This is a genomic window from Xenorhabdus poinarii G6, from assembly GCF_000968175.1.
GTDB classification, from domain to species: domain Bacteria; phylum Pseudomonadota; class Gammaproteobacteria; order Enterobacterales; family Enterobacteriaceae; genus Xenorhabdus; species Xenorhabdus poinarii.
The window spans coordinates 1,231,727-1,256,290 of the sequence record NZ_FO704551.1 but is presented as its reverse complement, the minus strand read 5'-3'; the positions used below and the strand labels follow the sequence as shown (position 1 = coordinate 1,256,290).

Genomic DNA, 24,564 nt, shown 5'->3' with positions numbered 1-24,564 from the left:
CCCGCTGGCTGGTAATTCCCACGTGACTGATATCGCCCGTCTGACTCCCCTCTCGTATAACATTCCCCACGAACAGCGTAGTTATAGCTAAATCATATTAATATGACATAATATCTAAAGCTAAGATGACAAAGCATAAAATGAGATGAGCTACAGCTTAGATTTTCGAAAGCGAGTACTGGCATACAAAGACAAGCATTCGTTGACTTTCGAACAAACGAGTGCCCATTTTGAAATCTCCATGCGTACCTTGTTCCGGTGGTGTAATAAAATAGAACCTTGCATGACCCGCGATAAACCCGCCACGAAAATCCCTGATGAGGGACTTATTGCGGATGTCCAAAATTTTCCTGATGACTATCAATGGGAAAGAGCAAAACGTTTAGGTGTCTCACAATCGGCTATTCATTACGCTTTGAAACGGCTGCGGATCACCCAGAAAAAAACGCGCCAACACCCTCGCGCTGATCCTCAAGCTCGTCAGGCATTTATCGAGCGCATCAGCGATTATGAACAGACTGGCAGACCCCTTGTTTATTTGGATGAAAGTGGTTTTGCTCAATCGATGCCACGTAAACATGGATATTCGGAAAAAGGGTTACGCTGTTTTGGTACGCATGACTGGCAGGCAAAAGGTCGTATCAACGTCATTGGCGCCATTCTCGAAAATACTTTCGTCACCTTAAGCTTATTTACCGAGAATATTAATGCCGATGTTTTTTATGCGTGGATGACGCAAGATTTGCTGCCAACGCTTCCACACGGAGCAGTGATAGTGATGGATAATGCGCCTTTCCATAAACGGAATGACACGACACAAGCGATAGCAGACAGCAGATGTCAACTGGAATGGCTTCCCGCTTATAGTCCGGATTTAAACCCTATAGAACACAAATGGGGCGGAGCAAAAGCGATAAGGAGGCAAAAAAGAGGTTCAGTTGATGAGTTGTTTACGGAGCATATTAAATATGTCAGGTTATGTTGATTCTGCTATAAATCAGGCGGCCGTAACAAATCAGGATTGCCAAAATAGAGCCGGATATCTGCGGCCATGAGTTCTTTAGCCCGTCGATCAAGTCGGGCCATAAGTCAGGGTTGTCTTTCATCTTCATATTTCCACCCCATCAGAACAATGGGTGTCCTTGGAGTGAGTGATGTCAGCCCCTGTGAATTGAGTTAATAGGGTGCCAGCCGCAATGCGTGGATACGGATGTGATTAGAGTGATTGCGGTGGCAAATTCAGTGAGTGAATTGATGGCCACTTCTTATTTTCCTCCCTCAAATGAGGGAGGAAAAACGGAAAGCGGTGATAAAAAAGGCCACACCGAATGAAGAGCAGCCTAATGTAGATCTGGGGGAGCTATTTCCAGTTGAAACAATAAGGTAGTGAATCTCCTGCATTTTGTTGTTGCAACAGACTACCCAATTTTTTGGCATCGTTGTTACCGTACTCGCCAATAAATTCGTAATCGTGCTTGCCAAATAAATGGCTGTCGATACTGCTACCCAATTGATAAGGAGTACCATCCACCGTTATCGTGAGATTCTGCTTAAATAAATCCACCAGCTTCTGATAACCAGCTTGATTATTATCCGAAGAGACCCGGATAAAGATTTTCTGGTTTAACCCATCCCAGACGAGCAATGCAAATTTTGTGATAGCGGTTTTATTCTGGAAACTAGTCAACGTACCGAATGGGCCAAGATGCTCACCAGCAGGTTCAAATTCCGCATCAGCCAGATATCCCCACATCTGATCTTGGTTAGAAAAAGATCCCGTACCGACTACGAGATTAAAGTTCACCATACAATCTGTGGGCTGTGGCTTTGAACTAGATTTCAGCAAATGCCAGTCACATGCCATCAGGTCATCGGGTGTGGGCTGCCACGGAAACCATTCACCGTGCTTATTGCTCTTTTCGATATAAACTGGATCATGAGATGTCAGGCGCATATGCTCACCCGGTGCATCCCAATCACTGCGGTGCAATTTATTTCCCAGATACACCTGAACGATTGCCCACGGACAAGTGCCGACAGGCGCAGTTATCGCATCAATCTTGTATTGTGAGGGAATAATTTGGCATTGCTTTTCTGGATTATTAACTTCAGACATAAACACCTCATTTAATGATGAATTAATAAACGCAATCTCATTCCGCTGCTAAATAACCATAAATTTTATTTAAGCCATATTTTTATCTCAATGAAATCTTACCCATTGAGAGTTATATAATTTGAAAGACATTGATTATTTTTTGAGTTGTAAACCCTGAGTTGACAACTGATCATTAATCTCTTGCTCTGTCTGTTGAAACCGTTCTTCCTCCAGCTCAACGCCCAGAACACGGCGACTGAGTTTCAAGGCCGCTTTCAATGTCGCACCTGAACCCATAAAGAAATCCGCCACTACATCCCCCTCCCGGCTGCTGGACTGGATAATATGCGTCATCAGATCAGCGGGCTTTTCACAGGGGTGCTTGCCCGGATAATATTGAACAGGTGAAAAATGCCAGACATCGGTATAAGGCACCGCTGCCGTGACTGAGAACGGGCGGCGCAATAAGCCGTATTCCTGCCGCAATTCCTCATACTGCCGTGACAAGGTCAGGTGTGATGCTACCAGCTCATGATGTGGCTTGTTCAGTTCCCCACGCTGGTGCTTTTCTTTCGCTACACGGTCAAATAATGCCTGCAACTTTTTATAATCCACTTCATTGGGTAACTGCCATTGGCTGTCGCTAAACCAATGACTGGCCATCTGCTTACCGGTTGCCGCGTGAATATCTTTCGCCATGACGCCTAACGCTTTTCGCGCATCACGAAAATAATCAATCAGCGGTTTAAATACCGACTGTTTTAAGTTCTGACATTGTTTGAAATAACCATCGTCTTTCGGGTGATAAGGCCCTTGATAATGTTCTGCGAAAATAATTCGTTCAGTAGCCGGAAAATACATTCTCAGGCTTTCTTTGTTCTGCCTGCGCCACGGGCCAGAGGGTTTCGCCCAGATAATATGCTTCAATACGTTAAACCGTGCACGTACCAGAAGTTCGGTATCAGAGGCCAAACGCGAACCACAAAACATATACAGGCTGCCGTTAGGTTTCAGTACCCGCCAAAACTCAGCCATCAGCTCATCCAGCCACGCAAGGTACGCCGTGACATCTGCCCACTGGTTATCCCAGCTACAATCTTTCACGCGAAAATACGAGGGGTCAGTGACGATGAGGTCTATACAGTTATCCGGCAGGGTTTTGATAAATTTCAGAGAGTCGTCGTTAATTAATGTGGCACGGCTTAAATTCACAAATTATTCCATACATCGACGCTGACTAGCCTCCTGGAAAACCTCGGAGTGAAAAGCTAGTGGATCAATAACACCAGCTATGTATCTCATCGCTTAAGGCATTGCCCCATCAAGGGCAACGCTTGAAAAACGTCTCATTGTCCCGGCTTTCCATCAGACCAGCCAGACAAAATTGAGTTAACAGTAATTGGCAACGTGGCGCGGATAGCCCCGTCAGGGTAGATATATCGGAAACAGAGGCCCAATCATACAAAGGTACAATTTCCAGAACACAGGAGGCTGATGTTGTCATATCTTCATGTTTTAGCATGATAATTCTAACCTTTTGGTCAGTTAGTCGGCGTGAACACACATGTAACTCTGACCAATCACAACAGCAAGTCTTATGTTTATTTTAGGCATAAAAAAACCCGCACTAGGCAGTGCAGGTTCTTATTGAATTTCGGTCTTTCGCTTCTTGCGGATATAGCATCAAGAAGCATATACGAAAATGTTAACTCGATTACTCAAAAAGTCAAACTTTTTTAATCAACATCATATCGTGTCTTTCTAATTCATCACACATCGGGCGATATAGCATAAATTCGGCCACTCTTAACCAATTTTCAACCCGACGTCGACAGGTTGATAGAGAAATATCTGGATGACATTCTTGCATTTCAAGCGCAATACAATAATAGGATTTTTTATACACATAATGTTCTTTCAGGATATTCAGTAATCCGGGATCACTTTCCATTACTCGAGCGATCACTGCATCCATTTTCAGCCCTTCCGCGTCTGTGCAGAACCATAAACTGCTGACTGATTTTTTGTCTTTCATTCGGCCGAAAATCTGCAAAAGTTCGTCTTTTGTCAAACCCGCCTGTTTCATTCTTTTCATCGCCATATGTAAGGATTTTTTGCTTATCACCGGATCTGCCAATAAGCAGGAAAAAATACCTGCTGCCTGTGGTACTTTACGAATGGCAGACCAATTTCCCCATACACTTAACTGACCCCGTATCCAGACGCTCTCAAGGGTACGCAATCTCAGATGCTCTTCACCTTTTCCGCATGTTACCGGATAAATCATTTTGCTCCCCTTAACTTCATATTGCTTGATACACTTACACTCGACATAACCGTACCTCTTCGACTTCCCTTTTAACCTGTACTAATAATTCAATTTCTGTCCCGTGGATTACCTGCCATGTTTTCGGTGCGGCATGAAAGTCTGTCGGGTAACACGCACGATGATGAATTTCCGCCAGCGATGCCCCCAACCCCAGATTCCGGCAGGCAATACAGCCCTGCGAAGCCACATCTGACAGCCACTGTTTTTCATTTTTGGTCATTGGTCTTGCCTCTTATTCACGCAAAATCAAACAACTGAGCAGCGGCATTTTCAGCTGCGTCTTTGGTCGGGAAGTTGCGGTATAAGATGAAATTCCACAGCACATTCAGTGTGGATTGATAGAGGGACTGAAATTCCAGTTCATCCATTTTGGCGAAGCTGACTGAACGGGGTTCGCGGTACAGGCTGCCATCCGGCATTTCGTAGGTGTCATAGTGACCGGACTCGACTGTTATCCAACGTCTAAAGGCATCAAAGGATTTAGTAGCCGTAATGTTATGGGCACGGTTTTTGGATAAGCCCGCAAGGTATTCATCAGCAGCGGATTGTAAGGCATCTTCGCTACCAGCAAAGTGAGCCAGAAATTGTACGTAACCGCGCACAATCGCTTTTTCTTCCGGGGAAATCGTGCCACCAACCGGTTCCCAGTATTCAAAACCGAGATTCAGCAGGGCAAAGTATTTGCGGTGGAAACGAGGATTACGGACTTTCTTAAAATCAGCTTGCAGCACATCACCACATTTGATTTTCGAATGCAGGTATTCTCTGGTCGCTAGAGTAGCAGACCGATGGAATGATTATCGCGGGTGACAATCCGTTATACTACAGACAATTTCTGTAAGCGGGAGGTATCCAGATTCTGCTTAATATGCCAGATATCATAAGCATTCTGCATACCCAGCCACACATGTGGCGCACGGCCAATAACCACCGAAAGACGAACCGCCATTTCAGGGGAAACATGGGACTGGCAGGCAATCAGCCGCTGTATCTCGAGAACACTTAAACGCACACTGATTTTCTTTATGCCTTTGGGGGGTTGCGGATCAGCATTATGAGATAGTGATATTCATCACAGCAACATTGAGCCAAGCAGGAAAAATAGAAGGAAGTCCATTTTAAAAATGGTATGATCGGAATAATCTATGACAAAAAAAGAATTAGCTATGAAAGAAGAAATTCACGTGGAAATATTTAACAACTTAATACAACCTGAAAAGAAATTTGAAAAAATATCATTTTATAATTGTGAATTTCAAAATTGTAATTTTAGCAGCGCTGTGTTTAAAGAGTGCAAAGTGATAGATTGTAAATTTGAAAACTGTAACCTCAGCTTAATCGATATTGACAAATCCAGATTTAATGGCGTTGAATTCTATGAATGTAAAATGATTGGAATAAATTGGACAACGGCAAGCTTTCCAAGATTTACATTTGAATCTCAATTGAAATTTGAAAAGTGTAAAATGAATGATTCTTCTTTTTACGGTTTAATGTTAAAAAATTTAGACTTGATAGAATGTCATGTTCAAGGCGTCGATTTTAGGGAGGGCGACTTTAGTTCGTCAAACTTCACTTATAGTGATTTTTCCAGGAGTTTATTTAATAACACAAATTTGTCAGAAACTAATTTCAGTGAAGCTCAAAATTATTTTATAGACATCTATAAAAACAATATTACAGGTGCCACATTTACACGTTTTGACGCTTTAGGGCTATTAGACTGTTTGGATATCAACCTGGTTGATTAATAGAAAAAAATCAAATTGAGGCTATTGACCGCAACGCTTTTGGATGTTTCGCAGAACGTATCAGGCAATAAGGGGCTAATGCGTTGTCTGAAGAAGCGAAACATCAACTCTCAAAAGGTGACCAAACTCATTCAGCACCATTCGTTTTGTATGACCAATATTGAGTAAAAGTGATTAAAATAAAACAAATCAGAGCCAGGATGAAAAGTCCCCACATTAAACCTGCCGCCGTTGTTGTATGCCCGCTAGTGAAAAACACTAATACGATAGCTGCCCCGGTCATTTTTAACGCGCCTTGTAAAGCACTACCTGTTCCAGATAGTTCAGGATGCCCATATAAACTGATCCCAAGTAATAACGGAGAAGAAAGCCCACATCCCACTCCCACTGTAAAACCATATATAACGATAAATGCAATTGATAATATCGGTGTAACATAGATTGACATAAGCGCAACGACGGTAAAGAACAGTAATAACGGAAGCGAGACGCTAAGTATTTTCTCGGGAGCAGCGTGTGACAACCATTTTCGGGTTATCAATGATCCGATGACAATGCCGGCAGAATACACCATAAACAAATATCCATTCTGTGATGCGGATAAATCAAATTGCGTCTGAAATACGAAAGGACTCGCCGTAAAATATCCAATAGTTATGGCAAACAAAACGGCAGAGATAACGCTGTATATAACAAAATTAATGTCCGATAACAGAATTCGAAAACCGGTTATTCTGCCACGCCCGATGGATTGCATCGGCGATGTTTCCGGCAACGTCATCTTCACAAAAAATATGCCTATCAGCATCAGGATGGCGAGCGCGATAAAATTAAATTTCCAGGGTAAATACTGTGTAATATATCCACCGATAACAGGGGCAAAAGCCGGTGAAACTTGTGATGCCATCGAAAAAACAGCCAATGATTTAGATAACTCCGCCTTATCATGGAAAGTATCACTGAGAATCGCTCTGCTAATCACCGGACATCCACCAGCACCAATACCCGTCAAAAGCCGGAATAACGACAGAGTGTGGAATGACTCGGCCATAGAGGTCAAATAATTACCAACCGCGGCGAAGAATAAGGAAAACAAAACGACAGGTACACGCCCATGCTTATCGGAAAGTGGACCATAAAATAGCTGAGACCCAGCAAAACCCAACAGATAATAAACGACAAGACTTTGTGCTTGATGATCCGTGATTGCAAGTGTGGATTTTATTGCAGGTAACGCCGGATTATAGAGATCAATGGAAAACAATCCCAATACCAGAATAACGCATGAATTAATGATGATTAATGGTGATTTCATGTTTTGATGCTCTTTTTCATAGCGGAGACACATGCTATTGACGTCGCACAACAAGATGAGAACATTTTTATTTTTTGTCGTCATTCGCAAATGTGTAATGATTAATTTACACCACATGTAACATGGATTTGACAGAGATAAATCGATCCTTTAACCTGCCAATCTTATAACAATTTTTTTAACCCATTCAGAGACGAGGATCGCGTGAAAAATCGCACTATTGGCAGTATTTTTATCGTCGCTGGAACGACGATTGGCGCAGGGATGCTGGCAATGCCACTGGCAACCGCCGGTGTGGGGTTTGGAACTACATTGGCGATGTTAGTTGCCCTGTGGGCATTGATGAGTTATACGGCCCTCCTGCTAGTCGAAGTTTATCAGCATAATAAGTTTAATACCGGATTAGGCTCCATTGCGAAACGCTACCTTGGGTTTAGTGGGCAACTATTAACTGGATTCAGTATGCTGTTCCTGATGTACGCCCTGACAACAGCTTATATTAGTGGTGCTGGAGAATTACTGGCGACGACCCTCTCTTCCTGGTTAAATAAACCCATCTCTGTCTCGGTGGGGATCAGTCTTTTTACCGTTATTGGGGGTGGGGTGGTTTGCATAGGCACCCAATCGGTTGATTTCATTAATCGCCTGTTGTTTACCGCCAAAATCATTTTTCTGGTGATTGTCCTCGGCGTCATGATGCCTCATGTTGATCAGATCAACTTGATTTCCATGCCGATTGAACAAGGGTTAGTACTCTCTGCCATCCCGGTGATTTTTACTTCATTTGGATTTCACGGTAGTGTGCCAAGCATCGTTGCCTATATGGGAGGCGATACCCATAAACTCAGAAAGATCTTCGTCATCGGTAGTGCGATCCCTCTGTTCGCTTACATACTGTGGCAATTGGTCACGCTTGGCGCCATTTCTTCAAATACATTTGTTGGCATTCTTGCGCAACAATCGGGACTGAATGGGTTATTGCTGGCAGTCAAGGAAGTTGTTACCTCTCCCAGGGTCGCATTTGCTGTTCATCTGTTTGCCGATCTTGCTCTGGCGACGTCATTCCTCGGTGTTGCTTTAGGGCTATTTGATTATCTGGCTGATCTCCTTAAACGCCGCAACCATGCCAAAGGGCGTTTACAAACAGGGTTAATCACGTTTGTGCCCCCCCTGCTTTGTGCGCTGTATTACCCCAATTTTGTTATGGCTCTGACATTCGCCGCCGTTGCCCTGTCCATTCTCGCGTTATTGCTGCCTTGCCTGTTGGTTTGGCGTAGTCGTGAAGAAAACAAGGCAGGTGGATATCGAGTCAAAGGGGGTAAACCCGCATTAGTCTTTGTTTTTCTGTGCGGGCTTACCGTGATCGCCATCCAAATAGGTATCGTCACAGGAATATTGCCACAAGTGGGATAAGGTTTCTGTTTGAACTATTTCACCCCAAATCCGCATCAGTTTCGGCGCGGATTTGGGGATAATCGTATCCCGGCCGTTAGAAACTCACACCAATCCCCGCATAAAAACCATCGGAAACTTTATGGCTCCGATAACCTTTGCTTCCTTTGATATCAATAACACGATAACCCCCATCTATGTGGACTGGCCCAAGCAGGTTATACCGTAATCCCCCAGTCGCCTCCGCATAAGAATCCATGCCAGACGTCAGACCGGATGGTGAACCGTAAACTTCGCCGTACACTGACAAGGACGGTATCACCGCCCAACTTAGACCGCCCCCGACAGCCAATGCTGCTCCGTCGCGCCCATCTTTAGGAGACAAATACAGCCCTTTTGCTCCTACAGTGGCCGCTAATTTCCACACTGGCAGACCAAAGCCTAAACCCAAACTGCTGACCTGGCCATTGTGATCACTCCGGGTCCAGTTGCCCGTTAGAGACAATCCCTGATATTTATCGCCGATGCCCACAGAGGTACTGGTATGATGTTTTCCCCATTGTCCATCGATGGAAAGCGCATTTGCAGAACCCGTTATGAAGAACAAGCTAGCGACACTGATAGCAATAAAACTTTTCATCCTCTTATCCTTTGATTTAACCAATACCGAGACATAATCAGCCATTGTACTTGAATTAAGAGGGTGAAATAGACAATGAAAGCAATAAAACGTCTAGATTTATCAATATAAGTAAATCGCATTATTTTTCATTCAATTGACTATTTACCCGGATGCGCGATTTCGCTTACCCACTGCTTAACTCGCTGACGAGAAACCTTTATGCCCTCCTTTTTCAATAGGTCAGGTAATAAATAACAGGCAATTGGCCGCTGGAAAGTAGCGATTTTATCTGCAATCCAATCCAGCATAGTGGTGGCTAGTTCAGGATATTGCGTTTCAATCACAGCAACGGGTCGATGGCCAAATTCAACATCGGGAACAGGTACGACAAAACTCTGTTCAACTTGAGGATGCTGGTTAATCATTCGCTCAATATCTTCTGGCTGGATGCCTTCTCCCCCACTAAAAAATTGGTTGTCGAGACGCCCTAAGATCCGCAATTCGCCTTGTTCAAATACGCCGCGATCTTTCGTCGAAAACCAGCCTTCGTGATCGGTTAATGGCTTCAGTTTTCCGTCAAACCAATAACCACTCGCCATACTGTCAGCACGTATCTGGATCTCTTCATCCACTAAACGAATGCGTTTTCCGGGAAGCGGCGTGCCTACACCCGGCAGGTTGTCAGCCCGTTTTACACACACAGTTGATGCCATTTCTGTCAGCCCATAACCACACCAACAACGGATACCCAATGCTTCAGCCCGTTGGGTCAGTGCCGTTGGTATCATCGCCCCTCCCAACAGCACTTCTTTTAACGTCAATGGATATTCATGTGCTTGTTCTAATAAACGCCACAGTTGAGTCGGCACAAGTGACGCATGGGTACAGCCAGACAGTGCAAGATTCAGTGGATGTAAATGCCGCACGACCAATGTCGCGCCTGTTTGCAACCAGCGCCAAAGGATACCCTGACCTGAAACGTGAAATAGCGGTAACGAAAGCAACCAACTATCCTCTGGCTGATAATCCATACAGGAAAGAATGCCTTGAGCACTGGCAAGATGGGCGCCAATGGAATGTACCACCACCTTCGGCAAGCCAGAAGAACCAGACGTCAGGATCAGACTGGCGGGGCGCCGATTCTTCCACGCGACGTGGTGTGCCGGTGTTGCCGGAAGCGTTGGTTTCCGGTCAAGTGATTTAACCGGCATAACAGACGAAGGGGTGTCCGTAAAATCCACCCCATAATCCATATTGAGATGAGGTAATAGATCAGCCAGTAGTCGGTCAGGTAATTGAGGATTAAGCGGTAACGCCCTTGCACCACAACGTAAGACAGCCAGGTAACACAGCAGAAATTCGGCGCTATTTTTACCTCTGAGGATCACACCATCACTTTCCATGACTCCCTGTTGGTAGAAATGGTCAGCAATGGTATTGATTCTTTGTGTAAGTTGATGCCAATTTAACGGTTCATCCGCTAATTGAAGCGCCGTTTTTTTAGGCGAGACGGCGGCCCAATGCTGCCACGGCCACTGCGTCCATTCTGCTGCGCGCCATTCATCATCACCCCACTCGGTTACGGACATGCATCACTCCATACCACCGGCAGGCTATCAAGCGTGACACAGGGGATATCACTTCCGGGCCAACAACGAATGAGCTGTGATTGTATCAGATCCAGCGTATCCAGACCCGGGAGCGTGTCAGGTGTGAGCCATTGCGCCAGACGAGCCAATTGGGTCAAACCAAAGCTACTTTCAATACTGGAACTTATCACCGCCTCCAGCCCTAATTGATGCGCCCGGGTAATGAGCTGACGACAACGATCAATACTCCCGACCAAAGTCGGCTTAATGATGATCGCAGCGACACCGTCTTGTGCTTCCAGCGTAAAATCAGCGTCACGAACACTTTCATCCCATGCAATGGCAATCCCCGTTTCACGAGCAAATGCCAGAGATCCTGCCCGTGTTTTACAGGGTTCTTCGATGAAAGCAATTCTCTGCCGATAAGCCGGATTGACGTATTTGGCGAATCCCTCCGCTTTTGTCGGTGTCCAACTGCGATTGGCATCTAATCGCAGTTGAAGATCAGGCACAGCTTCAAGCAGGGTATTAACCACCATGCCGTCTCGTACCGCCTCATACAGCCCGACTTTCACTTTTGCGATCTTCTTTCCCGCCATTCTTCCCAAACGAAGGATGACATCATCAGGATCGCCCGAGCACAGGCAGGCTTTGCGATAATGGGCGGTTTCCGGCAGTTTTCCCTGCAATTCAGCCAGAGCACAACTGATCCCAAACGCCACAGAGGGCAAGGCACTGTCTTCTGGCTGAGTGAGTGAACATCGCGCTTGTCGCCATAATTGTAGCCATTCCACAGCCGATGCCTTAGCCTGCTCAAGCGTTTCATGGCTGAATTCCGGTAATGGGGAAATTTCCCCCCAACCATTCTGGCCATCCTCTTGCAGATGAACCAGAAAACCATCACGGGTTTTCAGACGCTGATAACGCAAAATAACACCCGCTTCCATTGGCAGGCTGAATGAATATAAAGTTGCTTTACGCATTACGGATTACGCTTAAATTGACGGAAATCAGGGTGGCGCTTTTCATTGAACGCATTGCGTCCTTCCTGCCCTTCTTCGGTCATGTAGAACAACATGGTGGCATTCCCCGCCAACTCCTGTAAACCCGCCTGCCCATCACAATCTGCGTTTAATGCAGCTTTCAGACAACGCAACGCCATCGGGCTGTTTTCCAGCATTTCACGACACCAGCGCACCGTTTCTTTTTCCAGTTCGGCATAGGGAACGACCGTATTCACCAGCCCCATATTTAATGCCTCTTCAGCATGGTATTGGCGGCACAGAAACCAAATTTCCCGCGCTTTTTTCTGACCAACAATCCGCGCCATATATGAAGCGCCCCAGCCACCATCAAAAGATCCCACTTTCGGACCTGTCTGGCCGAAAATCGCGTTATCCGCTGCGATAGTTAAATCACACATCAAATGCAACACATGCCCGCCGCCAATGGCATAGCCTGCCACCATAGCAACCACCGGTTTTGGACAAGTACGGATCTGACGCTGAAAATCCAATACATTGAGATGATGTACCCCGCCGTCATCTTTATACCCACCGTAATCGCCACGGATTTTTTGATCACCACCAGCACAGAAGGCTTTTTCGCCCATTCCCGTCAGAATAATCGTCCCGATAGTCTCGTCGTAACGGGCATCAGCCAGCGCCTGAATCATCTCTTTAACCGTCAAAGGGCGAAACGCATTACGTACCTGTGGACGATTAATCGTTATTTTGGCAATACCATCGGGAGATTTATGGTAGAGAATATCTTCAAATCCTTGCGAACAATCTTGCCATTCGATCGGGGCATACAATTTTTCTTCGTTTGGGTAGCGCATGACTGTCTTTCCTTAACCAAAAAGTGATAAAAAATGGTTCACTGCGCTGGAAAAAGCCGCAGGATTGCCATCGTGAGCATTATGTCCAGCCTGAGGGATGGTCGTTAATGGCAGCTGATATTGCTGCGCAATTCGCTGGAATTTAAGATCATGTTCCCCACACAGGTAGGAGAAAGGGAAGGTAATTTGCTGCAAGTCGGGGATCAACCAGGGCTGTCTGCCTAATGAAACATTTTCCAGCACATTAGCCAGGCGATCGCCGCTGTTTTGGCTGCGCAGCTGAATCAATTGCTGACGCTGTGCTACTGTTAAATCGGCAAACACGGGCTGTTGATACCAATCAGCCAGAACTGACGCTAGCGGTTCTTGACGAAAACGCTGCGCCCAACACTGATCATGTTGCAATCTCGCCTCACGCTCCTGCCGGGAAAACAAACCGGGGTTTCCGCCCTCCACCAGCAATCCACGCAACCCCTCCGATTGGCCATAAATTGCATGGTACATGGCAATTCGTCCTCCCAGCGAGTAGCCGACCAAACAATAATCATGAATGTGATATTGAGATAAAGTTGCACTCAGCAAGTGGCTTATCTCAGCAAACCCTCTCGTTAACGCAACATCCGCAGAACGGCCGTGCCCCGGTAAATCAATCACCAATGACGGATATTGATTGCAAGCCTCCACCACCGGAAGCCAGTCATCTCCTTTTCCCAATAATCCATGTAACCAAACTAACCACATCCCTTGCTGATGGGGATGAAACGTCTGGCACATTAAGGGTACCGTACTGAGGTTGACTGAACCTGAGGTCATAAAATTGCGTTTCACAGAGCAGCAACCTGTTTCATCAGTGCTTGCAGACACTTCACGCCTTCACTGCCCGCAACATTTAATTCAAGCAAAGTGGTTTCTTTATGCTGCCATACATGTTGAGCGCACTGTTTTAATTCCGACCAATTTTGTGGCGCGGCATAATGCAAACCAAACATCGCCGCGGCATGCTTAAAATTGACATTTTGCGGCATACAATAAAAACGTTGGCGTTCTTCTTGTGGTGTCGGCAACAGAGAGAAAATTTGCCCGCCATTATTATTAACGATAATCAATAACATGGGACTGGAGAGATAACGTAATAACGTTAAGCTATTCAGATCATAGAGTGCGGAAATATCGCCGATAATTGTCAGGGTCGGTTTATTGGTTGCCCGTTGTACACCCGCCGCGGTAGAGATCAAGCCATCAATACCACTGGCACCCCGGTTACTGTAAACCGGATAACCCGCAGGTAACTGTCCCAGCGCATCAATCAGACGCACAATCAAACTATTACCGATAAACAACTGCCCTTCTTCAGGTAACAATTGAGGCAATTGATGTGCAACAGCAGCCTCACTGAATTCCCCCGCCAGCTTTGCTTCGACGCAGTTAAACACGCGGCTTGACCACGTATTTAACTCATCAGCCCAAGGTGCTTGCGGGCAGGCAGGATGAACCTGTAACCAATCAGCCACACGACAGGTGAATTTGCGCCCTCGATGGTTGGCAGGATCAAGCCTGCCGGACAGAGGAGCCACGATCCAATACTGCTCAGGCTGACAGTTGGCCTGCCATTGCAATACCTGTTTTCCTGTCAGACTGGCACCAAATTGGATCACCAATTGCCCCTGCGCCAAAATCGCTTGAGTGCGGGGATGATTCAACCATAATTCGGCATGTGGTAACGGTTGCCCTGTTTGAGACAATACATCACCAATCAGCGGCCAGCCCATGCTTTTTGCCCATTGCGCAACATATTTACCCTCTTCAGGACTCATTCTGCCTGCCAGCACAATGCCCTGTTTTTTCTGCCAGATATCCCAATCGACGGCCTTAACCACCGTATGCATTGCCGGCTGAACCAACCACGGTTCATCGCTCTGCCACCACTCTCCCAACGTTTGCAACCAATCCTGATGTGCCGCCATCTCATCACCGTACAAAGGTTCTGCAAACGGGCAGTTGATATGCAGAGTACCGTGTTGCAGGTTTGCCATGGCATTATCGATGGAAGACACCAACCAACTGGCAGGAATATCGGTCGTGGGCGGCGGCAAGGCTAAAACCTGCGTGGGATGAGAAGCGAAAATACCGACCTGACGGATTGCCTGATTCGCGCCACAATCAATTAATTCAGGGGGTCTGTCAGCCGTGAGAAACACCAATCGTTCTCCCGTCAATCCCGATTCAATCAGGGCGGGATACAGATTGGCGACCGCCGTTCCAGATGTCACAATAACCGCGACCAGCTCCTGGCTCGCTTTTGCCAGCCCCAAAGCCAAGTGCCCCAAGCCACGCTCATCAAAATGGGTATGACAGATCAACGTCTGGTTTTCTGCGGCTGCCAATGTCAATGGGGTCGAACGGGAGCCAGGGGCAATACAGACATGACGCAATCCGTAGCGGGTCAATGCTTCTAATAAAAGTTCCGCCCAACGGCGGTTAAGTGCGCAGTTTGACATACAATGTTCAAAAATTTCTTTTAAAAATAGAGCCAGAGAGTAAGGGATATTATATAAGGTGTTCTTGATCTTAATGGCTGTAAAAACAATTTCCTTATCTTAGTTCAAGGAATTGCCCTTTAAATGACACTATTTTCGCGCCAAACGAGAAAGATAAGGCTCAGTAAGAACAACATGCAGGTTTATTATGTCTACTTATCGTACTTCAACCCCTTACTCACCCTCGTTTCGCGGAGGTAAATAAGGGCTTGGTGTAGCATTAAAAATGAATAAGATTTTGTAGTTAACTATTCAACGCCCCCTCCAGGCAGCGTCGTGTCAATATATCCTTGCCAATATTGACTGTACTGATCATCATCACCACCCACTTTATAATATTCAATATAAATCACTGCCGCTCTCCCTGAGGCACCTGAATCAATATCACCGGTTATATTAATCGGGATTGAGAGATGTCCTTTTGATGTTGTCCCCGTAGTCGCCTTAGGTAATTGAATTGTACCTGTATAAGATACGTCACCTCTATTAGTGGATTGAATAAATAACTTAATCCCAACCGTATCTCCAGGATTTACTTTCTGATTATCTGCTGAATCGGCTTCAACTTCCACAAAAAGAGTACTGCCGCCATTAAACTTATGTTGGCTAATTAAATTGTAATTAATTGTATCTTTTGGATTTACAATATTACTTGGATCGATCCCATAACTCGAATACACTTTAGGCAAATCAAAAACCCTATCCTCATTAATGTCTGGCACATTATTTTTAGCAGCATGGTAATTAAAAATAATAACATCAGAATATTTAATACTTGCATTTTCCCTTCCAATAATATAACTAAATTCATTTTCCTTTGATGTAGAAAATATTTAGTATGGCAACGGATAAGAATAGTCATCTAATTTTGACAAATCTTCAACAACAAAATATTCTTCTAAAATATTATCATTGATAATATATATGATATAATCAGTAACTTTTGCATCGTTATAAGGGGGGATTTTTACATTAAAATATTTTTGATCCTCTGGTTGTTTCAAAATATCACCCTGTATTTCTACTATATCAGGAGCAATCAGATGCTCTTCAAATTCAGCAATTACTGAATTTAAAACAAATAAAGCTTTTTCAGATTTTTTCTCAATAGGTAAACCTTCTATTGAACTATAAAAAGATAATACAATATCCGTGTTTTTTTGAGGAAATACATAAAATTTCAAATTTCCATCAGCATCTGTGATCAAGGTAAATTGTTGATACAATGATGGATCACGGGTATTAAGTTGTAATGGGATACCTTCAGCATCCATTAAACCAATTTTTGATAAACTGTCTACGCTATTTGCTGATATATTCACCCTTAGGTTTTGGATTGCTACACCGGCGCTATTTTTTACCGTGGTTGATATTGTTACTCGATGAGTATTTTCCAGGTCTGGATTATTTTCACCAGCAGGCGCGTCGATATGAAACTTATCTGCTGTTAGGGATAACGTATCCAGCATAATATCTGAGAGATTAAAACTGAAACGCCGGGAATAATAACCGGCATTTGATGTACTGACAGTAAAAGATTGTAACTTATTGAAAAACTGTTTATCACTATTCACTTTAACCAAAAACTCAGCAACAGCATGTTGAGGCATAATTGTGACTTTATTTTCTTTAACCACGGTCATCCAATCACTGTCTGGTGTCAGCGTGATCGTATCCGTATTGGTAAAATCTTTTGTTCCTCCTGATAAATTAATTAATAATTTTAAATATTGATCAGCAATTAATGTTACATTATTAGATAAGTCCGTTCCATTATCTGTTGTGACTGTGATTTTTTGAGGTAGAGATACCATTTTTAAATTTTTCCTTTTTATTGATATAAGGTAGGCTGACATTTTTTAAATGCCACTATCAACAACAAACTGTATACAATTTAATGTAAAATGCGATCCGTCTATTTATTTGACAGTATCTTAGATTGCAATCATAAAGACAATACGAACATTAAAAATACAATCATATGTCAAAATACCCTTATTATGGTATATGCACTCGCTGCTTATAGGTTATTTATTATTTATTATTTATTTTATTTTTTATATTATTTTTAGCCATTACTCCAGTCATTAGATATGAGTGACACATAACACCTTATCCTTTAATAAGGTACGCAACTCTGCTGCCTTATTTTCTATTTTCGGCCATTCCTGTACTGGATCTTAACCGGCAACAGCCGCGGTTGGCTGCAAACAGCACAAACAAATCCGTATTTATAACTCGTTCCATCACGATATTCCGATATCATTACTTTAAAACACTATTACTTTTAAATGCTATTATTTATAAATACTATCTATTTTTAAATATTATTAATATGAAAATAATTATTTTCATGAAATAAAGAGTGATGAAAAACATTCACACTCAGAAAAAATATTTTTTATTGATCATTCTGATAATCCTATCGTTAATTTTTCAAACCGGTTTAATAACCAGCAAAAATCAATATAATCACCTGATTTAAAACAACTAAATTCATCACAACACAATAAAATCATTGGTTTTATTATTGATAAAAATGATAGTCACAAAAAAGAACAACGTAGCCTTGGTTATTTTCAGATATTTTCTCATTGATATAAATTCACACAATACGTATTATCTTGCCGCTTCAAAAATGTATAACGAAAAAAATCACCTTAATCTAAATTAAGTCAAAATCCGTCTGGTTATACTATTTGTAAAACCGATAAGCAGTATAAAAAGGGGATAGTGTGTCATATCTTTATTTCCGTCCGGTAAGCTCTCATCGATATCGATATAAGCTGTTATCGTTATTCATATCGCTAAGCTGTTTAATGACAACAGAATCCACGCAAGCAAATTACGATGCGTTAATTCACCAGGCCAGACAGGGCAATACGCATCCCATGCTCGAATATATTCGTCAGGAAGAAAAACAACATCGTCTTTCTTCTTCACAAATTGCTGATTGGTTACAAGTTGCTAGTTGGGCTGGCTATGATGATGAAGTCATTTCTCTCTGGCAACGCTATCGTTCAAGGGATCTTCCCCCCAGGGGCATTTCGGCCGTCGCGCGCGCCTATCGTAATCAACGTCAATGGCCACAAGCAATACAGGTGTGGCGTACCGCGCTGGCGCTGGATAAAAAAAATACCGTGGATCAGCAATCACATGATATTCAGGCCGGCCTTATCATGACACTCGCCGATGCCAAACAAGACAAGGAAGCTCGCCGTTTAGCAAAAGATTTACTGGCTTATCAGCCAAACGCCACCCATTACCGTCTGATGGCTTATGTTGATCAGGCAGCGGCGCGTCACTGGGATGCCCTGCAAATGCTGTCTATCGCACATGAACGGTTTCCCGATAATAAAGACGTCACGCAAGATTATCTGGTTAGCCTGAAAAACAATCGAGCCAGTGGCGCGGCATGGCATTTAGGGCAACAACTCGCCACACAATTAACCGACGAACAGTTGCGCAAGCTGGAAACGGATGCCACTGCGGAGTTAGTCCGTTTGTCAATGGTTTCTAGCCGTAGCGAAAAAGAGCGCTTTGACATTGCAGATAGAGCATTGGCACGCTACGAGCGTATGCTCAGTCAATGGCATAATCTCGCCGCTGCCCAACACGATTATCAAAGAGCACGTATTGATCGGCTTGGTGCCCTTCTTGCCCGTCATCGAATGCCGGACGTCATCACTGAATATCGTCTCTTACAACAGCAGGCCGAGCAAAAAAAGGGGCTGCCGGTTCCTGCGTATGCCCAAAAATGGGTTGCAGCCGCTTATCTGAATCTGCGCCAGCCAGAGAACGCGCGGAGTATTCTGCAGGCGCTGAACAAGGCATCCACACACCTTCCCCTGGTAAACGATCCCAATCAACAAACCTTGTCAGCCGAAAAAATATCACAACCCGATATTGCCCCCGGGGATAATGTGATTCTTTTTTATGCAGATGTAGAAAGTGAGCATCAAACTGAAGCGCAACAGCTGGCTACTAATATTGAGCAACGCAGCCCTTATATGCTCAGTGTCTTCGGCTCCCCTATTCCGATTCCGAATAATGATTGGCTACAGGGGCAACAGCTTTTAGCTGAATCGGCACGATTACGTGAAGATCTGGCCGAAGCAGAAAAACGCTTTACTCATTTAGCCCGCACAGCGCCGGGCAATCAAAAATTACGCATTGATTTGGCGTCTATCTGGCTGGATCGCGGCTGGCCACGTCGGGCTGAAAATGAATTGAAACAAATTGAAGGATTAGATCACCGTAATTTGATGTTGGAAATTCAACAAGGTTATACCGCCCGTGATCTGCAAGAGTGGCAGCAGATGGATTTGCTGGCCGATGATGTGATTACCCGTGTACCAGAAGATACGCTTGCTCAGCGTTTTGACCGGCTGCGCAAGGTGCATCATATGTCAGAGTGGCGAATGAGCGTCAATCAAGGCATTAATTCAGACAATCCCAAAAGCGGTGAACGTAGTTCAGATATTGAGTCAGTACTTTATAGCCCCCCGCTTAACGCCAATTGGCGTTTATTTGCTGGCGGAAGTTACCATCGCGGCCAGTTTCCAGAAGGCCGGGGAATAGATCGTCATTTGCGCGGCGGTGTGGAATGGCGATCGCGGGATTTTTGGCTGGAAGGGGAAATTTCTGCACATCATTATGGCCGCAGAATGGGACTGCGGCTTGAAGGATGGCATGATCTCAATGATCAATGGCGTCTGGGTGGCTCAGCTGAACGCCTGGCACGCAAAACGCCTCTGCGCGCCTTGCGCAATAATATCCACGCGAATGGTGGACAAATGTATGCTCGCTGGCGACACAGCGAAAGCCGTGAATGGACTGCCAATTTTGCCCCCTTGTTCTTCTCGGAGGGTAATCATCGCTTTGAGTATGGTCTTGACGGTCTTCAACGTCTATACGCCACTGCGTATCTCAAACTTGATGCAAAACTGACACTGAGTGCATCTCACAACACTCAGCAAAATACGCCTTATTTCAATCCCAAAAGCGACTTTACCTTCCTGCCCGAACTGGAAACAGACCACATCATGTATCGGCATTATCAAACCGTCTGGCGTCAGCAGGTCGTCGCCGGTCTTGGACAATATTGGCAGCAAGGGTACGGCAGTGGCCTGATCACGATGGCGGGCTATGGTCAGCGGATTACATGGAATGACGTCATTGATGCCGGTGTCAGGCTTACACTGGATAAACGTCCTTACGACGGTAAACGGGAAAGTAATCTGCAAGCTACTTTTGATTTAATTTATCGCTTCTAAAGGTTTTTTATGACACACAATGTATTTCGCCATCGATTGATCATATCGGCAGTACTGATCTGTCTGTGTACTTTCCTTCTCTTTATTCCGCAACTCAACAGGATGGCATACGCCGAAAAACCAGAGTTCGTTCCCCCCGCACAACGTCCTCTTTCTATGAACGAACAACCGTGGCCTAAAAATGGTTTTGTCGTGCTGGCTTATCATGATGTTGAAGATGAGGGTGCCGATCAACGTTTTATGTCGGTTCGTACCAGTGCACTGAACGATCAATTTGCCTGGTTGCGGGAGAATGGTTATCAGCCGATTACCGCCGATCAAATCCTCACGGCCAGGCAGGGCGGTACACCATTACCACCCAAAGCGGTATTACTGACATTCGATGACGGCTATAGTAGTTTTTACCATCGCGTATATCCATTGCTTAAAGCCTATAACTGGCCTGCCATTCTGGCTCCCGTTGGTTTCTGGGTTGATGCACCCGCCGGAAAACCCGTTGATTTCGGGGGGTTGCCAGTCCCGCGGGAGCGTTTCACCACCTGGGAACAGATCGCCGAAATGTCCCGATCCGGTTTAGTGGAAATTGGCTCGCATACTTATCAACATCATTACGGCGCCATCGCTAACCCACAAGGCAATACCGAACCCGCCGCCGCCGTTCGCATTTACGATCCCAACACCGGCCAATATGAGAGTGAGCAAGCCTTTCGCCAACGGATGGAAAAAGATATTGCCACTATCACCCAAAAAATTATTGCGGCGACCGGCAAGCAACCTCAGGTTTGGGTGTGGCCTTATGGTATGGATAACGGTATTACCCTGGAAATAGCCAAACGTTACGGCTACAAGATGGCATTAACGTTGGATAATGGGCTGGCGAACGTCAACAATCTTGATAATGTGCCCCGCATATTGCTTACCCATAACCCTTCGCTAGAATCGTTCGCCGAACTCGTCATTCAGGTGCAGAATAAACCGATTTTACGGATTGCCCATATTGACCTGGATTATGTATATGATCGTGATCCGGCTCAACAGGCCAGCAACCTTGACCAACTGGTACAACGCATTGCCGATCTCCGTGTTAATACGGTTTTCCTGCAAGCATTTTCTGATCCCAAAGGTGACGGCAACATACGAGAACTCTACTTTCCGAATCGCTGGCTGCCGATGCGTGCCGATCTGTTTAACCGTGTTGCCTGGCAACTGCAAAGCCGCCTAAACATTGATGTTTATGCCTGGATGCCCGTTCTGGCATTTGAGCTGGATCCCTCACTGCCACGGGTGATGAGCTACGACGAAAGTCATCACAGGCTGTTTATCAACCCGACTCAATATCGTCGCTTATCACCCTATCACGCGGAAAATCGGCAAAGAATCAAAGAGATTTATCAAGACTTAGCAGCCCATGCCATTTTTCGAGGCATTTTGTATCACGATGATGCCGTGATGTCTGATTTTGAAGACGCCGGCGCAGAGGCTATCAAAGCGTATCAGGCGGCAGGATTGCCGGCCTCAATTGCAGAAATTCGACAAGATCCGCAACAATTCGCCCGCTGGACACGTTTCAAAAGCCAGTATCTGACTAATTTCACGAATGAATTAACTCAGGAAGTGAAGTCAATACGCGGTTACCAGATAAAAACGGCACGTAATATTTTTGCTCTGCCCATTCTGGAACCAGACAGCGAAGCGTGGTTTGCCCAAAATCTGGATGATTTCCTTACTCACTATGATTGGGTTGCTCCGATGGCTATGCCATTGATGGAAAATGTGCCTCTGGCAAAAAGCAATCAGTGGTTATCCCGTCTGGTCAAGACCGTCGCACAGCGACCACAGGCACTGGATAAAACGATTTTTGAACTCCAATCGATAGATTGGCGCAAGCCGGTGGATAAAAGGGCCATACCCGGCAGTCAGTTAGCCGAATGGATGCGTCAATTACAGCGCAATGGTGCACAGAGTTTCGGATATTACCCTGATGACTTTCTCAATAATCAACCCGAAATGAACGAGGTGCGCCCTGTTCTTTCGCCTGAATGGTATCCACTTAATGATTGATCGTATTCTTGCGTTTATGGTGCTCTGCCTGGTATTGAGCATTCCTCTTGGTATCGCCGTCACCTTTACCGGTGAAGTTATGCTGAACTTTGTCTTTTTCTGGCCATTGTTTATGTCAGCTATCTGGATCTCAGGCGGCATTTATTTCTGGTTGTATCGGGAAAGGCACTGGAAAGTTACTGATAAAACCGCCCCTCAGCTTGAGGGTGAACCGCTGATTTCAATTTTAATCCCTTGCTATAACGAAGGGCCGAATGTCCGCGAAACCCTGTTAGCCGCATTGAATCAGCGCTATTCCAACATCGAAGTCATCGCCATCAATGATGGTTCAACCGACAGTACCGCAGATGAACTCAATGCGATGGCAAAACACCATCCGGCGTTACGGGTCATACATTTAAAGCAGAATCAGGGAAAAGCCACCGCGCTGCAAGCGGGTGCCGCCGCCGCTAAAAGCGATTATTTGGTCTGCATTGACGGCGATGCCCTATTGGATCCTGATGCTGCGGTTTGGCTGGTCAAACCCATGATTGATCATCCCCGCGTTGGTGCGGTGACAGGTAATCCTCGCGTTCGCACGCGATCGACTTTGGTTGGGCGTGTTCAAGTCGGTGAGTTCTCTTCCATTATTGGTCTGATCAAACGCACTCAGCGGGTTTACGGTCAGGTGTTTACCGTCTCCGGTGTGGTTGCCGCCTTTAACCGCAAGGCGCTTGCCGATGTAGGGTATTGGAGTAATGACATGATCACCGAAGATATCGATGTGAGCTGGAAACTCCAGTTACGCCATTGGTCTATCTTTTTCGAACCCCGAGCCCTCTGTTGGATCCTGATGCCTGAAACGCTGAGGGGATTATGGAAGCAACGGTTACGCTGGGCACAAGGTGGTGCCGAAGTGTTCCTGAAAAACCTACGGAAGTTATGGTCGTGGCAATATCGCCGCATGTGGATACTGTTTGCTGAATTTTGTTGTTCGGTTATTTGGTCATTTACTTTTGCGCTTTCCACGCTGTTATTTTTCCTCGGCATGTTTATCACATTACCGGAAAATATTCGTGTCTATACCCTATTTCCCCCCGGCTATACGGGATTGGTGCTGGCTGTAACCTGCCTGATCCAGTTTACTGTCAGCCTGATTATTGAACGACGCTATGAAAAACATATCGCTTCATCGCTTTTTTGGATCATTTGGTATCCGATGGTCTATTGGATGCTAAGCCTATTTACCACCCTGATATCTTTTCCCAAAGTCATGCTCAGAGTACGGAAAAAACGTGCTCGCTGGGAAAGTCCTGATAGAGGAATAGAGAGAATTGAATCATGAAAGAACCCCTAATTTTGACTGAACAAAGGCGAATCCCGCGCTTGATTGATAGCTTGCTAACAATATTGGCGTGGCTCGGCTTTATCTATTTATTTACGCTGGGATTATGGATTTTTTCACATCATGATACCAGATTATCGACTTTCCCATTGAATTCAGAACTGAATGCCATTGCCCTGTATATTGCCATCGCGATATTTAATGCCCTTTTGCTTATTGGCTGGGCGAAATATAATCAACACCGATTTAGCATCGAACGTCGTCGTCACCGGCCAGCCTTAACTCACGCTGAAATAGCGCAGAGTTTTATTTTGGAACAAGCATTATTGGAAACCTTAAGACAAAGTAAGGTTTCCAGTATCACTTATGATAATCATGGGCATATAATCGGTATCAATGAAAATACCTCAATATAACAAGTGGCTTATTT

Annotated in this window: 23 protein-coding genes and 1 pseudogene; 7 read left to right on the top strand and 17 right to left on the bottom strand. The window is 45.0% G+C overall.

Annotated elements, in window-relative coordinates; all coding sequences use genetic code 11:
* The first annotated feature begins 145 nt into the window (after positions 1–145).
* Positions 146–985, top strand: a complete 840-nt coding sequence (locus tag XPG1_RS18685; RefSeq protein WP_071825328.1) for an IS630 family transposase — start codon at positions 146–148, stop codon at positions 983–985.
* On the opposite strand, the gene XPG1_RS17440 is transcribed toward XPG1_RS18685, so the two are convergent.
* The 8 genes and pseudogenes from XPG1_RS17440 to XPG1_RS05705 all read right to left on the bottom strand — a co-directional run bounded on the left by XPG1_RS17440 (position 972) and on the right by XPG1_RS05705 (position 5,439).
* Positions 972–1,106, bottom strand: a complete 135-nt coding sequence (locus XPG1_RS17440) for a phage holin family protein (RefSeq protein ID WP_084717348.1) — start codon at positions 1,104–1,106, stop codon at positions 972–974. The two genes, XPG1_RS18685 and XPG1_RS17440, sit on opposite strands and share 14 nt — an antisense overlap.
* A gap of 254 nt (positions 1,107–1,360) precedes the next feature.
* Positions 1,361–2,116 (bottom strand): Thoeris anti-defense Tad2 family protein, encoded by a 756-nt coding sequence (locus tag XPG1_RS17000; RefSeq protein WP_052708259.1) that lies wholly within the window; start codon positions 2,114–2,116, stop codon positions 1,361–1,363.
* Between the two features lie 135 nt (positions 2,117–2,251).
* Entirely contained in the window at positions 2,252–3,310 is a 1,059-nt protein-coding gene (locus XPG1_RS05730) for a DNA-methyltransferase (protein ID WP_045958221.1), read from the bottom strand.
* Between the two features lie 109 nt (positions 3,311–3,419).
* Positions 3,420–3,620 (bottom strand): hypothetical protein, encoded by a 201-nt coding sequence (locus tag XPG1_RS05725; protein ID WP_045958220.1) that lies wholly within the window; start codon positions 3,618–3,620, stop codon positions 3,420–3,422.
* 204 nt (positions 3,621–3,824) lie between these two features.
* Positions 3,825–4,385, bottom strand: a complete 561-nt coding sequence (locus tag XPG1_RS05720; RefSeq protein WP_045958219.1) for a DUF1133 family protein — start codon at positions 4,383–4,385, stop codon at positions 3,825–3,827.
* 34 nt (positions 4,386–4,419) lie between these two features.
* Entirely contained in the window at positions 4,420–4,647 is a 228-nt protein-coding gene (locus tag XPG1_RS05715) for a hypothetical protein (RefSeq protein WP_045958218.1), read from the bottom strand.
* 16 nt (positions 4,648–4,663) lie between these two features.
* A pseudogene (locus tag XPG1_RS05710) lies at positions 4,664–5,209 on the bottom strand (DUF1367 family protein); the annotation flags it as partial.
* A gap of 35 nt (positions 5,210–5,244) precedes the next feature.
* Positions 5,245–5,439, bottom strand: a complete 195-nt coding sequence (locus XPG1_RS05705; protein WP_231853056.1) for a HigA family addiction module antitoxin — start codon at positions 5,437–5,439, stop codon at positions 5,245–5,247.
* Between the two features lie 133 nt (positions 5,440–5,572).
* Between XPG1_RS05705 and XPG1_RS05700 the strand changes: the two genes are divergently transcribed.
* The gene (locus XPG1_RS05700) at positions 5,573–6,178 is read left to right on the top strand and encodes a pentapeptide repeat-containing protein (RefSeq protein ID WP_045958216.1); all 606 of its coding nucleotides are present in this window, start codon (positions 5,573–5,575) and stop codon (positions 6,176–6,178) included.
* Between the two features lie 127 nt (positions 6,179–6,305).
* On the opposite strand, the gene XPG1_RS05695 is transcribed toward XPG1_RS05700, so the two are convergent.
* Positions 6,306–7,493, bottom strand: coding sequence for a Bcr/CflA family efflux MFS transporter (locus XPG1_RS05695; RefSeq protein WP_045960503.1), 1,188 nt, complete (start codon positions 7,491–7,493; stop codon positions 6,306–6,308).
* 264 nt (positions 7,494–7,757) lie between these two features.
* On the opposite strand from XPG1_RS05695, the gene tyrP reads away from it, so the two are divergent.
* On the top strand, positions 7,758–8,906 hold the full coding sequence (tyrP, locus tag XPG1_RS05690; protein WP_436286828.1) for a tyrosine transporter TyrP: 1,149 nt from the start codon (positions 7,758–7,760) through the stop codon (positions 8,904–8,906).
* 76 nt (positions 8,907–8,982) lie between these two features.
* Here tyrP and XPG1_RS05685 read toward each other — a convergent pair whose 3' ends face one another.
* From XPG1_RS05685 to XPG1_RS05650, 8 genes are all read right to left on the bottom strand, one after another.
* Positions 8,983–9,525 carry a YfaZ family outer membrane protein gene (locus tag XPG1_RS05685; protein ID WP_045958214.1) on the bottom strand — a complete coding sequence of 181 codons (543 nt, stop codon included), beginning with the start codon at positions 9,523–9,525 and terminating at the stop codon, positions 8,983–8,985.
* Positions 9,526–9,665: 140 nt separating this feature from the next.
* Entirely contained in the window at positions 9,666–11,096 is a 1,431-nt protein-coding gene (gene menE, locus XPG1_RS05680; RefSeq protein ID WP_045958213.1) for an o-succinylbenzoate--CoA ligase, read from the bottom strand.
* Complete coding sequence (gene menC, locus XPG1_RS05675; RefSeq protein ID WP_045958212.1) at positions 11,087–12,079, bottom strand: o-succinylbenzoate synthase; 993 nt, start codon at positions 12,077–12,079, stop codon at positions 11,087–11,089. The genes menE and menC overlap by 10 nt, the downstream gene beginning before the upstream one ends.
* Positions 12,079–12,936, bottom strand: coding sequence for a 1,4-dihydroxy-2-naphthoyl-CoA synthase (gene menB, locus XPG1_RS05670; RefSeq protein WP_045958211.1), 858 nt, complete (start codon positions 12,934–12,936; stop codon positions 12,079–12,081). Before menB ends, menC begins: the two co-directional genes overlap by 1 nt.
* Positions 12,937–12,948: 12 nt before the next feature.
* Entirely contained in the window at positions 12,949–13,749 is an 801-nt protein-coding gene (menH, locus tag XPG1_RS05665; protein WP_052708340.1) for a 2-succinyl-6-hydroxy-2,4-cyclohexadiene-1-carboxylate synthase, read from the bottom strand.
* Positions 13,750–13,760: 11 nt separating this feature from the next.
* On the bottom strand, positions 13,761–15,434 hold the full coding sequence (gene menD / locus XPG1_RS05660) for a 2-succinyl-5-enolpyruvyl-6-hydroxy-3-cyclohexene-1-carboxylic-acid synthase (RefSeq protein ID WP_045958209.1): 1,674 nt from the start codon (positions 15,432–15,434) through the stop codon (positions 13,761–13,763).
* Positions 15,435–15,721: 287 nt separating this feature from the next.
* A complete protein-coding gene (locus XPG1_RS05655; RefSeq protein ID WP_157879450.1) occupies positions 15,722–16,195 on the bottom strand; it encodes a hypothetical protein in 474 nt (157 codons plus the stop codon).
* Positions 16,196–16,306: 111 nt separating this feature from the next.
* Positions 16,307–17,329: a hypothetical protein gene (locus XPG1_RS05650; protein WP_157879449.1), complete on the bottom strand. Its 1,023-nt coding sequence runs from the start codon at positions 17,327–17,329 to the stop codon at positions 16,307–16,309.
* Between the two features lie 879 nt (positions 17,330–18,208).
* On the opposite strand from XPG1_RS05650, the gene pgaA reads away from it, so the two are divergent.
* The 4 genes from pgaA to pgaD are packed head-to-tail and all read left to right on the top strand — an operon-like array spanning position 18,209 to position 24,550.
* Positions 18,209–20,749 (top strand): poly-beta-1,6 N-acetyl-D-glucosamine export porin PgaA, encoded by a 2,541-nt coding sequence (gene pgaA, locus XPG1_RS05645; protein ID WP_071825326.1) that lies wholly within the window; start codon positions 18,209–18,211, stop codon positions 20,747–20,749.
* A gap of 9 nt (positions 20,750–20,758) precedes the next feature.
* Positions 20,759–22,810 carry a poly-beta-1,6-N-acetyl-D-glucosamine N-deacetylase PgaB gene (gene pgaB, locus XPG1_RS05640; protein WP_045958206.1) on the top strand — a complete coding sequence of 684 codons (2,052 nt, stop codon included), beginning with the start codon at positions 20,759–20,761 and terminating at the stop codon, positions 22,808–22,810.
* Positions 22,803–24,134 (top strand): poly-beta-1,6-N-acetyl-D-glucosamine synthase, encoded by a 1,332-nt coding sequence (gene pgaC, locus XPG1_RS05635; RefSeq protein WP_045958205.1) that lies wholly within the window; start codon positions 22,803–22,805, stop codon positions 24,132–24,134. The genes pgaB and pgaC overlap by 8 nt, the downstream gene beginning before the upstream one ends.
* Complete coding sequence (gene pgaD, locus XPG1_RS05630) at positions 24,131–24,550, top strand: poly-beta-1,6-N-acetyl-D-glucosamine biosynthesis protein PgaD (RefSeq protein WP_045958204.1); 420 nt, start codon at positions 24,131–24,133, stop codon at positions 24,548–24,550. Before pgaC ends, pgaD begins: the two co-directional genes overlap by 4 nt.
* Positions 24,551–24,564: the final 14 nt, after the last annotated feature.